Source organism: Pseudomonas sp. PSB11, from assembly GCF_014596605.1.
GTDB lineage: Bacteria > Pseudomonadota > Gammaproteobacteria > Pseudomonadales > Pseudomonadaceae > Aquipseudomonas > Aquipseudomonas umsongensis.
Window position 1 is genome coordinate 13,918 of the sequence record NZ_NOIO01000034.1, and the last position, 13,598, is coordinate 27,515.

General features: G+C 61.4%; 12 protein-coding genes and 1 pseudogene. 5 read left to right on the forward strand and 8 right to left on the reverse strand.

Annotated elements, in window-relative coordinates; all coding sequences use genetic code 11:
- Window position 1: 1 nt before the first annotated feature.
- The 4 genes from CGA21_RS26855 to cpaB are packed head-to-tail and all read right to left on the reverse strand — an operon-like array spanning window position 2 to window position 4,697.
- On the reverse strand, window positions 2-1,282 hold the full coding sequence (locus tag CGA21_RS26855; protein WP_110753218.1) for a CpaF family protein: 1,281 nt from the start codon (window positions 1,280-1,282) through the stop codon (window positions 2-4).
- Window positions 1,279-2,466: a CpaE family protein gene (locus CGA21_RS26860; RefSeq protein WP_110753216.1), complete on the reverse strand. Its 1,188-nt coding sequence runs from the start codon at window positions 2,464-2,466 to the stop codon at window positions 1,279-1,281. Before CGA21_RS26860 ends, CGA21_RS26855 begins: the two co-directional genes overlap by 4 nt.
- Complete coding sequence (locus tag CGA21_RS26865) at window positions 2,463-3,725, reverse strand: type II and III secretion system protein family protein (protein ID WP_188265421.1); 1,263 nt, start codon at window positions 3,723-3,725, stop codon at window positions 2,463-2,465. Before CGA21_RS26865 ends, CGA21_RS26860 begins: the two co-directional genes overlap by 4 nt.
- Window positions 3,726-3,746: 21 nt before the next feature.
- Entirely contained in the window at window positions 3,747-4,697 is a 951-nt protein-coding gene (gene cpaB, locus CGA21_RS26870) for a Flp pilus assembly protein CpaB (RefSeq protein WP_188265422.1), read from the reverse strand.
- Window positions 4,698-5,033: 336 nt separating this feature from the next.
- Here cpaB and CGA21_RS26875 point away from each other — a divergent pair, with 336 nt between their 5' ends.
- On the forward strand, window positions 5,034-5,231 hold the full coding sequence (locus tag CGA21_RS26875) for a Flp family type IVb pilin (protein WP_110753209.1): 198 nt from the start codon (window positions 5,034-5,036) through the stop codon (window positions 5,229-5,231).
- A gap of 85 nt (window positions 5,232-5,316) precedes the next feature.
- Window positions 5,317-5,730: a response regulator gene (locus CGA21_RS26880; protein WP_110753207.1), complete on the forward strand. Its 414-nt coding sequence runs from the start codon at window positions 5,317-5,319 to the stop codon at window positions 5,728-5,730.
- A 50-nt stretch (window positions 5,731-5,780) separates the two neighbouring features.
- Here the strand turns inward: CGA21_RS26880 and CGA21_RS26885 are convergent, their stop codons facing one another.
- Window positions 5,781-6,635 (reverse strand): MaoC family dehydratase, encoded by an 855-nt coding sequence (locus CGA21_RS26885; protein WP_188265423.1) that lies wholly within the window; start codon window positions 6,633-6,635, stop codon window positions 5,781-5,783.
- Window positions 6,636-6,637: 2 nt separating this feature from the next.
- Window positions 6,638-7,990 carry a 3-oxoacyl-ACP reductase gene (locus CGA21_RS26890; RefSeq protein ID WP_188265424.1) on the reverse strand — a complete coding sequence of 451 codons (1,353 nt, stop codon included), beginning with the start codon at window positions 7,988-7,990 and terminating at the stop codon, window positions 6,638-6,640.
- 119 nt (window positions 7,991-8,109) lie between these two features.
- Here CGA21_RS26890 and CGA21_RS26895 point away from each other — a divergent pair, with 119 nt between their 5' ends.
- Together CGA21_RS26895 and CGA21_RS26900 are read left to right on the forward strand one after the other, a co-directional pair.
- Window positions 8,110-9,387 (forward strand): acetyl-CoA C-acetyltransferase, encoded by a 1,278-nt coding sequence (locus CGA21_RS26895; protein WP_110753200.1) that lies wholly within the window; start codon window positions 8,110-8,112, stop codon window positions 9,385-9,387.
- A gap of 152 nt (window positions 9,388-9,539) precedes the next feature.
- Window positions 9,540-10,331, forward strand: a complete 792-nt coding sequence (locus CGA21_RS26900) for an AraC family transcriptional regulator (RefSeq protein WP_188265425.1) — start codon at window positions 9,540-9,542, stop codon at window positions 10,329-10,331.
- A gap of 127 nt (window positions 10,332-10,458) precedes the next feature.
- On the opposite strand, the gene CGA21_RS30505 is transcribed toward CGA21_RS26900, so the two are convergent.
- Both CGA21_RS30505 and CGA21_RS30510 read right to left on the reverse strand, forming a co-directional pair.
- Window positions 10,459-11,226, reverse strand: coding sequence for a methyl-accepting chemotaxis protein (locus CGA21_RS30505; RefSeq protein WP_404821821.1), 768 nt, complete (start codon window positions 11,224-11,226; stop codon window positions 10,459-10,461).
- Between the two features lie 90 nt (window positions 11,227-11,316).
- Window positions 11,317-12,405 (reverse strand): annotated as a pseudogene (locus CGA21_RS30510) (cache domain-containing protein); the annotation flags it as partial.
- 293 nt (window positions 12,406-12,698) lie between these two features.
- On the opposite strand from CGA21_RS30510, the gene CGA21_RS26910 reads away from it, so the two are divergent.
- Window positions 12,699-13,592 carry a PA4780 family RIO1-like protein kinase gene (locus CGA21_RS26910; protein ID WP_020796349.1) on the forward strand — a complete coding sequence of 298 codons (894 nt, stop codon included), beginning with the start codon at window positions 12,699-12,701 and terminating at the stop codon, window positions 13,590-13,592.
- The last annotated feature ends 6 nt before the right edge of the window (window positions 13,593-13,598 follow it).

Consider the following 13,598-nt stretch of genomic DNA (forward strand, 5'->3'; position numbering starts at 1 on the left):
TTCAATACACCGAGGAAGAGAGCGCCGATTCGCGGCGCAGTTTGTCACCCGCGGGGTTGACTGCCTCGCGCATGAAGCCGAAACCGCTGCGGCGGTCGAGGCGGAACAGGGTATTGGTGACGTACACGTCTTCACGAATGCCAATTACCTCGACCACTTCGCTGACGCATCGACGGCCATCGGGCATGCGCGTCAACTGGATCACCACGTCCAGCGCCGCACAGATCATCTGGCGCAAGGTCCGTTCGGCAATGCTGCGACCGGTCAGGCCGACCAGGGTTTCCAGGCGCAACAACGCATCTTGCGCGTTGTTGGCGTGCACGGTGCTCATGGAGCCGTCGTGGCCGGTGTTCATCGCGGTCAGTACGTCGACCACTTCGACACCGCGGATTTCGCCAAGGATGATCCGGTCCGGGCGCATCCGCAGGGCGTTGCGAATCAGGTCGCTGGCTTTCACTTCGCCATGGCCTTCGGCATTCGGCGGCCGGGTTTCCAGGCGCACCACGTGAGGGTGGCCCAGTTGCAGTTCAGCGACGTCTTCAATGGTCACCAACCGTTGGTGGGGGTCGATCAACTGACTGAGAATGTTCAGCAGCGTGGTCTTGCCGGTGCCGGTGCCGCCGCTGATCAGGATGTTGCAGCGCTTGCCCACGGCCTCTTGCAGGAATTCATAGATCGCCTGGTCGATGCTTTGCATGGCTACCAGGTCGGTGCTGTTGAGCATGTCCTGGCGGAATTTTCGAATCGACAGGCATGGGCCGTCGAGCGCAATCGGTGGAATGATCGCATTGACCCGGCTGCCGTCGGGCAGGCGCGCGTCGACCATCGGCGAAGACTCGTCGAGCCGCCGGCCCAGGGGCGCGAGGATGCGCTGGATGACGCGCTCGACATGGTGCGCATCGATAAAACGCAAGTCGCTTTGATGCAGGACGCCATCGCGCTCGATGAACACGCGGTGCGGGCCGTTGACCAGGATTTCGGTGACGGCCGAATCGCGCAGCAACACTTCCAGCGGGCCGAAGCCTGTGAGTTCGTCGACGATTTCTTCGGCCAGGCGCTCCATCTCGTAGCGCGAAATCGCCAGGTGCAAGCGCGCGATGTATTCGGCCACTTTGTCGATGACGAACTGCGCCAGCACCTGGCGCGAGCCCTCCAGCAGGTTTTTCCCGGACTCCTCGATGGCATCGATGATGTAGCGGTGCAGCACCAGTTTAAGGCCGTCGTGGTCGGTATTGCCGGCCACCCCGCGGTGCGTTGCGCCGAACAGTTTTTCGCTGCTCATGGCGTACCTCTCAAACGGCTGAACCAGGACTTGGGCTTGGCCAGGCTTTCGGAGCGTTTGGCCAAGCGTTCGCCGAGGTTGCGCAGGCTTTGGGTGAGCACTTCCCGGGGGGCCAGTTCGAACAGGGTGATGCCCTGGTTCTTGGCGTTCAAACGGACCTCGGGGCTGTAGGCGAGGGTGGCGATGATTTCCATGCCGAAGCTTTTGCTCAAGGCCTCGGAGTCTGGCGCGACGCTGCGCAGGTAGCGATCCACCAGCAGCTTGGCATGATCGAGTTTCATGCCTTTTTCGCGCCACAGATTCAGTACCGCCAGGTTGCGGCGGCAGTCGAGCACGTTCTGGTCGGTGTACCACAGCAGCTTGTCGCAATGGCTGACGAAGGTGCGCAAGGCTTCGCTGTCGGGCTGGCCGGTGAGGTTCACGACGATGTGCTGGAAGTGCTGGCGCAGCGCGCTGAGCAACATGTACAACTCGGCGGCGCTGGTGTGTTCCAGCGGCTCATCCTGGGTGGCATAGGCGAGGATCCGCAGCCCGGCTTCGCAACGGGTGAAAGCGCTGTCGATCAGGGTGGCGTCAAGACGACGCAAGTTGCGCAGGGCATCGCCGAAATGAAACGAGCTCTCCAGGCCCAGCAAGGCCAGGCTGTCTCCCCGGGGCAGGCCGAGATCGAGCAGCAGCGTTTGCTGACCGCTTTTTTGCACCACCTGCGCCATGTGGTTGGCCAGCAGTGCGCCGTCGGCATTGCTCTGCACGCCGTACAGGACGGTGAGGCCGCCCAGGTGAGTATTGGGCACCACCGGTGGCAGGCGTTTACTCTGGCGCCGTACCAGCCCGGCGACTTCACTGGAGCGCGAGCCGTAGGCCACGAAGTCCCGGGCCCCGGCGCGCATGGCGTTGAGTACGAGCTGGTTGTCCATGCCGTCGCCCAGCGCGACGATAGCCAACCTTGGCTTGGCTTCCAGGGCGCCTTCAATCAGTGCGCACTGGGCCACCACATGTTCACGGTCCAGGCCCACGAACACCAGGCTGGCCAGTGTCACGTCCACCAGTGCCAGCAGTTCGTCGAGGCTGCCGCCACCGGCGCTGACCACTTGGCCCAAGGGCGCGAGCGCGCCTTGCAGCCATTCAAGGTCGGTGCTGTTACGCGTGATCGCGAGGAAGGTCTGGCTCAGGTTCTGGCTCATTGCGATAGCCCGCTGCGTTTATCGAAGTCGCCGTTTTCGAGGAAGTACAGGCGGTACCAGTTGGGGTCGTAATTGCGCAGTTTTTCCCCCGGCAGCGACGGCAGTTGCGCATTCGCCGCCAACGGCTGCACCAGGTGCGGCGTGACGATCATCAGCAGTTCGCGTTCTTCGCGATTGATCGAGGAACTGCGAAAGAACGCGCCGAGGATCGGGATATCGCCCAGGCCCGGAAACTTGTCCACCTGCGAGGTGTTTTGTGTACTGATCAGGCCACTGATGACGAAGCTTTCGCCATCGGCCAGGGAGATGCTGGTGTCGGTACGGCGAATGGTGAACGCCGGCACTGTGGTGCCGCCGATGGTCACGGCGTTGTTGTAATCCAGTTCGCTGACTTCCGGAGCGACCTTGAGGGCGATCTGGTCGTTACTGACCACCGTTGGCGTGAGCGTCAGGCGGATGCCGAATTCCTTGTATTCGATGGAGTAGCTGTTGCTGTTGGCGCTGGGAATCGGGATAGGGATTTCACCGCCCGCCAGGAAACTTGCACTTTGTCCGCTGATCGCCACCAGGCTCGGTCGCGCCAGGGTGTAGGCAAAACCACTGCTTTCCATGGCATTGATGATGGCCAGGAAGTTGCCGCCGCCGGCGACGATGTTGAACATGTCGTTGGCCAGCGGAATGCTCGGCACGGCAATCCGCGGGTCAAGGTTGCGCAACGGGAACACCCGCGGTGTCACTGCAGTATTGGGGACGGTACCGGGAGAGCCGAACAGGAAATTCGAACTTTTGCCGTAGATCGAAGTGCTGGCTTCCTTCAGCTTGGTACGACTGACTTCGACGAAGCGGATGTCGGTCTGCACTTGCGATGGCAGCAGCAGGTCATCGGAGGGCGACTGTCTGGCGCTGGTCATGGCCGCCGTCGCCCGACCCTGGACGAACACCATGCTTTGGCGTGGCGCGCTGGCACAGGCGGTCCAGACCATCAGGCTGGTGGCTCCGGCGCCCATGCCGGTGAGCAGGAACGCCTGGTTGCCATTGACTCGCACGTCGGCGATTTTCGGGTCACCCACTGCGATCCGGGTGATTGCCACGGGCGATTGCACTTCCTGCTGCAGGCCTTCGCCCACTTCCAGCACCGCTGGCAAGGGGCCCAGCGCTGCACAATTACCGTTGGCAGCCATGACGGTCGTCACCGGCATGCCGCTCAGCAAGGTGGCCCAGATCAAGCCGTTCAAAAACGGCGTACTACGTCTGCGCATTAAAGCGTTTCCTTGCTCGATTCAGGGGGACTTTGGCGTGGTTTCGTTGCCGCGGATGACTTCCACACCCGACCGGCGCGGCGCGACTGCGTTACTGGCGACCAGGGGTCTGGGCGGTGCTGTCATGGCCAGCTGGTTGAACTGGATCAAGTCGCGATTGGCGTTGGCGAGGTTGTCTGCGGAATCGCGTTCACCGGCCCAGTAACGCGCCAGGCGTTTTTCCTCGGCGCTGCGCACCGCCAGGCGCAGTACCCCGGCCTGGGTGGCGAGCATCAAGCGGCTCACCAGTGGTTCGGGAACGGCGAGCAACACGGTACGGGCGCTGGCGCGCTGTTGCTCCTGCCGCAGTTTTTCATCGTTGCCCTGGGCCGGGCTGGAGGGCTGGCCGTCGTTGGTCAGGCCCATTTGCTCGCCCACCGCCAGTACACGCAAGGCCGGGACCGCGAGCTGGGCCGAGGGCTGGAGATTAAGGGTGTCCATGCGCAAGAACAGCAGCACGTCGACATAGTCCCCCGGGGTCAATTGACCGCCAGCGTTGATCACTTCATCCACGGCAACGGCGAGCGCGCGCTCATCGGGCCGAATCATCCGCGCCAACTTGCCGCCGCCTTCGAAACTCTCGTCGTTGAGCCAGCTGCCGGCGCTCAGGGCGCGCCAGGGCGTACGGCCGATGGCTTGATCGAGGCGGGTCAGGCTGCCGGCCGGGACGGTTCGCAGTTTTTCCACGACCACGTCGGCGGCAGTGATTTGCACAAACGGCGCGATGTCATGCAGCAACACCACGATCGGTTGGCGTGTGTCCTCTTCTGGTTGGACAACAGGTACAGGGTTGCTGAGGGGCGTGGGGGCGATGGCGGCTTGCGCAACGGGAGTGGAGGTCGGTTCACGCGTCAAGGTGAAGCCCCAGTAACCGGCAATGACCGCACCCGCCAGGGACAGACCCGCTAGGGCAAGAATGACACGACTGTTCATGACGGCGCTTCCTTTCCGGGTGCATCTTTCCTGCTGCACAAAGAACTCGTTCCGCAACGAGACAACTTCGCAATCAGGTAGCTATGAACATGGAACTATTTCGCTATTGGAAGGTAGCGCAGCTAGAGCAAAACGCCATTACCCGGAGAAAATTTTCTACCGAAAAATCGACGACCAGCTCAAGTAAAAGGTTTTTTGACGTCAACAAAGCGATTAATACTTTCGTGTTAATGCGTTTTTACAGTTGTTTGGTGGAGGAATGCCGACAATGCTGATGCTGGCACAGGGGAATCATGTTGCGTCGGTGCAACACTCGGTGTCTTCCAGGAGAACATCATGTCTTTCGCCAAGCTGGTTCAGAAGGTCAAATCCGAAATCGCTTTTTACAAAGGGCTGGCCAAGGATACCGAGGGAGCGTCGGGTATCGAGTACGCCATCGTCGCTGCCATGGTTGCGGTGGTGATTGCAGGGTTCGGTACGGGTATCGGAGACAAACTCACGGCGATATTCAACGGTATCAAGGGCAACTTGTGAGTGAATACGAGAAGGCACATCGGTAACTTGCTAATGCACGAGGCGGGTTCTAATGTCAGCGCTTAGTCTATCCCAGGTGTTGTCTATGAACGTTCCTGCACTGCCGCGCCAACAACTGCTTCTGGTCGATGACGAGGAGGATGCGTTGCTTGAGCTGGCGGAATTGCTGGAGGGTGAAGGTTTCAATTGTTTCACCGCGACCTCGGTCAAGCTGGCGCTGCAGCACCTGACACGTCATCCGGATATAGCGCTGGTCATCACCGACCTGCGCATGCCGGAGGAGAGCGGGATGTCGTTGATCAAGCGCTTGCGCGAGCACACGGCGCGCCAGCATTTGCCGGTGATCGTGATGTCCGGGCATGCCGACATGGAGGATGTCAGTGACATGCTGCGGTTGCAGGTGCTGGACCTGTTTCGCAAGCCGATCTATCACGTGCGGTTGCTGGAGACGCTCAATAACCTGTTCCCGCAGCCGCTGGGGGAGTTTGGCAGGCACTAAGTAGCTTGGTAAACGCATTGCCCTGTAGGAGCGAGGTACATTCGCCAGGGTCAGGCAATCGGCCGCCAGTGGCCAACCATGTGCTCCAGATCACCAGCCCCGACCAGTTGCAGATCCCCGCTGGAACCTGCGGCGCTGGCCAGTAAGGTCACCTCACTGGGCAGGCGCACCGGCTTTTTGAATTGCACCACGATCTCGACATTCGCGGCCGGCAGATGCTCGGCGAGGGCGGCCAGGGTGCGGGCCTTGTTCCATAAACCATGGGCAATCGCCGATGGAAAACCGAACATTTTGGCGCTGGCAGCACTCAGGTGAATAGGGTTGTAGTCGCCCGATACCTTGGCGTATTGCCGGCCGATGTCCGCGGGCGCTGTCCATTGGGCAACTTGCGTCAGTGCCAGCGTCGAGGCCAGTACCTCCTCGACGGGCTCGCCTTCAAGCTTCACGCCCCGGCACAGCATCTGGCTTTGCGCCTCCCAGAGCGGTCCCAGTTGATCATCCAGCGTCGTCACCAGATCGAAGGTCGCGCCCTTCGCATGGGGTTGCAGGTTCTCCACGCACACGCTGGCCCGCACCCGGTGGACCCCGCCCATGGGGCGCAGCACGCGAATGCGATTGCTCAGGTGAATCAGCCCCAGCAGCGGGAACGGAAAGTCCCGGGCGGTGAGCAATTGCATCTGCAAGGCGAATGCAAGGATGTGCGGGTAGGTGGGTGGCAGCAGGCTGTTGTCGGCGAAGCCGCAGACCTTGCGATAGGCCGCCAGGCGCTTTGGGTCGACATCGAGCCAGCAGCGCAAACCCGAATGGGGCAGGGTGGTGCCGGTGATTTTGCGCCGCGTCGCCGCCTGCAAATACAGCCCCGGCAGGCTGGGTTCGCGGTTGAGTGTGTGCCAGTCGATGATCATGCCTAGGCTCCCAGAACGCTTTGCCCGCAGACACGCAATGCCTGGCCGGTGAATGCGCCCGTGCCCGGTTGCGCGAGCCAGGCCACTGCTTCGGCGACGTCTTGCGGCAGGCCACCTTGGCCCAGCGAGCTCATGCGTCGCCCGGCTTCGCGCAGGCCGAATGGAATGTGCGCGGTCATTTGCGTTTCGATGAAGCCCGGGGCCACGGCATTGATGCTGATGCCCCGCCCATGCAACAGCGGCGCCCACGCCTGTGCCAGGCCAATCAGCCCGGCCTTGCTCGCCGCGTAGTTGGTTTGTCCGCGATTGCCCGCGATGCCGCTGATCGACGCCAGCAGGATCACCCGGCCATTGTCGCGCAGGGTGCCGCTGTCGAGCAGAGCCTTGGTCAGCACTTGCGGGGCGTTGAGGTTGACGGCGAGCACTGCGTCCCAGAACTCCGGCGTCATGTTGGCCAGGGTTTTGTCCCGGGTGATGCCGGCGTTGTGCACCACGATGTCGATGCCGTCGGGTAACTGTTCCACCAACTCCGTCGCGGCATTCTCGGCGCAGATGTCCAGGGTGATACCACGCCCGCCGAGGCGTGCGGCGAGGGCGTCGAGATCGGTCCTGGCCGCAGGCACGTCGAGCAGGATGACCTCGGCACCGTCACGGGCCAGGGTTTCGGCGATGGCGGCGCCGATGCCACGCGCAGCGCCGGTAACCAGTGCCTTGCGCCCGGCCAGCGGGCGCGTCCAGTCCGTCACCTGGGTGTCGCAGGCTTGCAGGCCAATCACTTGCCCGGATACGAAGGCGCTTTTCGGTGAGAGGAAAAACCTTAGAGGTCCTTCCAGTTGATCTTCTGCACCTTCGCCAACATGGATCAGCTGCAAGGTGCCACCGCTGCGCAGTTCCTTGGCCAGCGAGCGACTGAAACCTTCGAGGGCGCGCTGGGTGCTGGCGGCGAATGGGTCGCTCAAGGTCCGCGGGTCACGCCCCAGGATCACCAGGTGCGCACTGTGGTCGAGATTTTTCATCAGTGGCTGGAAGAATTCGCGTAGTTGCTTGAGCTGGTCGGCTTGCACAAGATCAGTGGCATCGAATACCACCGCCTTTAGTTTCGGGCCATGTCCGGGAATCCACGCGGCCGCCATCGAGGGATCGGTGCCGTAGGTGTAGATCGCGTCCGTCAGGCGGTTGGCGAAGGCACTGACCTTTTCCGCCAATGGGCCGCCGCCAATCAGCAAAGCACCTTCGACAGGGCGCAATCGGCCCGCTTGCCAGCGCTCCAGGCGTACCGGCGAAGGAAGACCCAGGGCTGCGACCATTCGATGGCCGATGGACGAGTTGGCGAAGTCGATATAGCGGTCGGACATGGAACGCGCTCCAGCAGATGAGGTTCAAAGTGTGGACCATGAATGGCAATCAGTCGTTCGATTCACTGGAAAAGGCCTACGCTTGCGGGTAATGGCCTTCACAGAATAGGAAGCTTTTCATGACTCAGCTGCGTCGCGTCGCGATCATCGGCGGTAACCGGATACCCTTCGCTCGGTCCAACGGGCCGTACGCCACCGCCAGTAACCAGGCCATGCTCACAGCCACGCTCGAAGGCCTGATCGAACGCTACAACCTGCATGGCCTGCGCCTTGGCGAAGTGGTCACCGGGGCTGTGCTCAAGTTACCGAGGGACATGGCCCTGACGCGCGAGTGCGTGCTCGGTTCGCGATTGTCGCCCGCTACCCCGGCCTACGACATCCAGCAAGCTTGCGGCACCGGGCTTGAAGCGGCGCTGCTGGTGGCTAACAAAATTGCCTTGGGACAAATCGACTGCGGCATTGCCGGTGGCGTCGACACCACCTCGGATGCGCCGATCAGCGTCAACGAAGGGTTGCGCAAGATTTTGCTGCAAGCCTATCGCGCCAACACGACCGCTGAAAAACTCAAGCCCTTCCTGCAGTTGCGCCCCCGGCACCTGATTCCGGAGTTCCCGCGCAATGGCGAGCCGCGCACCGGTTTGTCCATGGGCGAGCATTGCGAGTTGATGGCGCAAACCTGGAACATTCCTCGCGAAGAGCAGGATCAGCTGACCCTGCTGAGCCATCAGAATCTTGACGCGTCCTATGCCGAAGGTTGGCAAAATGATTTGATGACGCCGTTTCTTGGCCTCACCCGCGACAACAATTTGCGCCCGGACCTGACCCTGGAAAAACTCGCCTCACTCAAGACCGTTTTCGAAAAAAGCGCCAAAGGCACCCTGACTGCCGGTAACTCCACGCCGCTGACCGATGGCGCCTCGCTGGTGCTGCTGGGCAGTGAAGAGTGGGCGAAGGCACGTGGCTTGCCGATCCTTGCCTACCTGCGCGATGGCGAGGCCGCGGCGGTGGATTTCGTCAATGGCGCCGAGGGCTTGTTGATGGCGCCGGTGTATGCCGTGCCAAGGTTGCTGGCGCGCAATGGCCTGACCTTGCAGGACTTCGATTACTACGAAATCCATGAAGCGTTCGCCGCGCAAGTGCTCTGTACCTTGAAGGCCTGGGAAGACCCCGAGTACTGCAAAAGCCGGCTGGGCCTCGACGCACCGCTGGGGTCCATCGACCGCAGCAAGCTCAATGTCAAAGGCAGTTCACTGGCGGCCGGGCACCCGTTTGCAGCCACGGGCGGGCGCATCCTCGCCAACCTGGCCAAGTTGCTTGATGCGGCGGGAAAGGGGCGTGGGCTTATCTCGATCTGCGCCGCCGGTGGTCAGGGGGTAACCGCCATCATCGAACGTTGACGATACCTGCAGGAGCCGGCTTGCTGGCGATGGCGATCTCACGGACGCCATCGCCAGCAAGCCGGCTCCTGCAGACAGGTTTAGTGTTGAATAGATCCGAGGCATGGCCTAACGTCGCCCCATCAAGTCATCTCGCAACACAAGGCCGTTCAATGCCGACTAACGGACAGGTTTCCCTGGAACGCAGCATTCCACCGCTCACCACACTGCCACGTCCGCTGTATGCCCGGGTGGAGAGCCTCAATGCCGGGTCGTGGACGCCGTCCCATCGACACGACTGGGTGCAGTTTTCCTATGCCATCAGTGGTGTACTCGGGGTGCACACCGCCGAGGGCAGTTTCTTCGCGCCGCCCCAGTGGGGAATCTGGATTCCGGCGGATCTCGATCATCAGGTCGTGACCTCGATGCGCGCCGAGATGCGCAGCCTGTATGTGCGTCGCGAAGATTGCGAGTGGGCGGACGGGCGTTGCCGGGTACTGGAAGTGACGCCGCTGGCCCGGGAGCTGATCAAGAGTTTTTGCCTGCTGCCAGTGGAATATCCACAGGGCGACAGCCCGCAAGCGCGGCTGGTGAGCGTATTGCTCGATCAGTTGGCGACGTTGCCGGAAGTCGGGTTTTCCCTGCCGTTGCCCCGTCATGAAAGATTGCTGGGGTTGTGCAACGAGCTGATCGAAAATCCCGAGCGCAATGTGACCCTGCACGAATGGGCCGAGCGCCTGGGTACATCGGAGAAAACCCTGATGCGCCTGTTTCAGCGGGAAACCGGGTTGAGTTTCCGCGGTTGGCGCCAGCGCATGCGGCTGTTGTCGTCGTTAAGTCTGCTGGAGGAGGGCGACAGCGTGACCAATGCCGCGCTGGCCTGTGGGTATGACTCGACGTCAGCGTTTATTGCGGCGTTCAAGAGCCTGTTCGGATTTACCCCTGGCGAGCTGTTCCGACAGTAATACCTCCGATCCAGTGTGGGAGCGGGCTTGCTCGCGAAAGCGGTGGGTCAGTCGACATCATCGCTGACTGACAGGACGCTTTCGCGAGCAAGCCCGCTCCCACACTGGATTTGTTGTGTCAGGGATATCAGGTACGGAAGCGGCGCACCAACCCATCCAGTTCATTCGACAACCCGGCCAGGCTCTGGGAATCAAGGCGCGCCGAGTTCGCCAGTTCCGCCACCAATTGCGCATCCCCATGGATCTGGCTGATGTGCCGGTTGATGTCTTCGGCCACTTGATGCTGTTGTTCCGCCGCCGTGGCAATCTGGGTGTTCATGTCGCGGATCACATCCACCGACTCGCGGATCTGCCCGAAACTGTTGCGCGCTTCGCCGATGCGCGTCACCGATTGCTGGGACACCTCCAGGCTCGCATGCATCTGCTGGGTCACCTGGCTGGTGCGCTTGGCCAGGTTGCCCAGCAGCCCGTCGATTTCTGCGGTGGAGTCGGCCGTACGCTTGGCCAGCGCGCGTACCTCATCGGCTACTACCGCAAAACCACGACCCTGTTCACCGGCCCGCGCCGCTTCGATGGCCGCGTTCAGCGCCAGCAGGTTGGTTTGCTCGGCGATTGAGCGAATGGTCCCCAGGATCGACTGGATATCATTGCTGTCGCGTTCCAGTTGTTGCATCGACTGCGCCGACTGTTCGATTTCCTGGCTCAGGCGATCGACACTGCTGACGGCCGCGTCAATCTGTTGCTGGCCTTCGCGGGCCTGGCGCTGACCGCTGTCGGCGGACTCGGCCGCCTGGCTGCAGGAGCGCGCCACTTCGTTGGCGGTGGCGACCATTTCGTGGAATGCCGTGGACACCATGTCCACCGCCTCACGCTGGCGCCCAGCGGCTTCGGCCATGTCGCTGGAGACCTGGGTCGAGCTCTTGGAGGTGGCCAGGATGCTGGTCGCGGCTCCACCGATGCTCTGGATCAGGTTGCGAATCGCGGTCAAAAACTGGTTAAACCAGTTGGCCAGTTGCGCGGTTTCATCGCTGCCGCGGATTTGCAGGCTCTTGGTCAGGTCGCCTTCGCCCTGGGCGATGTTTTCCAGGCCGTCAGCCACGCTGCGGATCGGTCGCACGATGACGCTGGCGAAACTGGCCCCCACAACGGCGAAAACCACGGCCAGTGCCGCGGCGATGATGGCGATCAACCAGGTCAATTGGGTGGCGGTGCTCATCACATCGCTCTGCTTGATCAAGCCGATGAAGGTCCAGCCCAACTGCTCGGACGGCCAGACGTTGGCCATGTAGTGCTCGCCATTGAGTTCGACCTCGACCAGGCCTTTGCCGGCCTTGGCCAGTTGCGCGTAGCCCTCGCCGAGGCTGCCCAGGGCTTTGAAGTTATGTTCCGGTTGTTTCGGGTCGACCAGCACGGTGCCGGAATTTTCCAGCAGCATCAGGTAGCCGGTTTCGCCGAGCTTGATCTGCTTGACCAGTTCGGTGAGCTGTTTGAGCGACACGTCAATGCTGACCACGCCACCGTTGGTGCCCAGCTTGTTGTCGATGGTGCGCACGGTGCTGACGTAGGACGTATCGTTTTCGGCCCAGTAATAGGCTTCGGTACGGAACGGCTTGCCCGGTTTGGCCTGGGCGGCCTTGTACCAGGGGCGCTGGCGCGGGTCGTAGTTGGCCAGTTTGGCATCGTCCGGCCACGACACGTAACCACCGGCCGCGGTGCCGAGGATGGCGTAGGCGTATGACGGATGGGCGTTGCCCAGGTCCTGCAGGAAGCCGAAGACTTTTTTGTCCATTTCCCCTTGGGGAATGCTGGCGGCGTTGGCGTTCATGTAGGTCTTGAGGCTGTCGTCGGAGTTCGTGATCAGCGGTTGCCTGGCCAGGTATTCGACGTTCTGGCTGATGCCGTCGAAAAACAGTTGCATGGCATTGCTGACCTGACGGATTTCGCGACCGCTGTTGTCGACGAATTCGTCCTTGGCATCACTGCGCAAGTTCAGCACGACGAGGGTGGCGACCAGTACCACCGGCAAGCAGGCGATGATTGCAAACGCCCAAGTCAGTTTCTGTTTGATGTTCATCCGCGCTCCAGATTTTCTTGTAGGCCCACGCAGTGCAGATGACTCGCGGTTTTTGGCAGCCGTAAACGTAATGGATCCCTGTTCCCTGAATGCGGCATCGTTATTGTTGTAAAAACGATTGTCGGACAAATCACTTTGTCACTTAGGACTTCGGCTGTTGCCTGCGGAAATTGAGGGCTGTTTTGAAAAATGACACGAACGGTACGTCGGCCCCCCCTCCCCCGAATGGATGGATTGCCGTATAACGAAGGACTTTCGCGTGTTTGGTAATAAAGGACCCACAATAAAAGCTGATGAAGACTCCAAAACGCATTGAACCCCTGATCGAGGACGGTCTGGTCGACGAGGTGCTGCGCCCACTCATGAGTGGTAAAGAAGCAGCTGTTTATGTGGTGCGCTGCGGCAACCAGTTACGTTGCGCGAAAGTCTACAAGGAGGCGAATAAACGCAGTTTTCGTCAGGCGGCCGAGTATCAGGAAGGCCGCAAGGTGCGCAACAGCAGGCAAGCCCGGGCCATGGCCAAGGGCTCCAAGTTCGGTCGCAAGGAAACCGAAGACGCTTGGCAGAACGCCGAAGTGGCGGCGCTGTTTCGTCTGGCCAATGCCGGTGTGCGGGTACCCAAGCCGTATGACTTCCTTGAGGGCGTGCTGCTCATGGAACTGGTGGCCGACGAGTACGGTGATGCGGCACCGCGCCTGAACGACGTGGTGCTGGAACCGGACCAGGCGCGCGAGTATCACGCGTTCCTGATTTCGCAGATCGTGCTGATGCTGTGTACCGGCCTGGTGCACGGTGACCTGTCCGAGTTCAACGTGCTGTTGACCCCGACCGGCCCGGTGATCATCGACTTGCCGCAAGCGGTAGACGCCGCGGGCAACAACCACGCGTTCAGCATGCTGGAGCGGGACGTGGGCAACATGGCGTCCTATTTCGGACGGTTTGCGCCAGAGTTGAAAAAGACCCGGTACGCCAAGGAAATGTGGGCTTTGTACGAGGCGGGCACTTTGCACCCGGCCAGCGTCCTGACTGGCGAATTCGACGAGCCGGAAGAGCTGGCCGACGTCGGCGGCATCATGCGCGAGATCGAGGCCGCGCGCCTGGATGAAGAGCGCAAGCAAGCGGCGCGTGCCGCAGACGACACGCCACCGGGCAAAACCGAAGAGCCGCCTCCGCCTTGGATGCAGTGATCATCG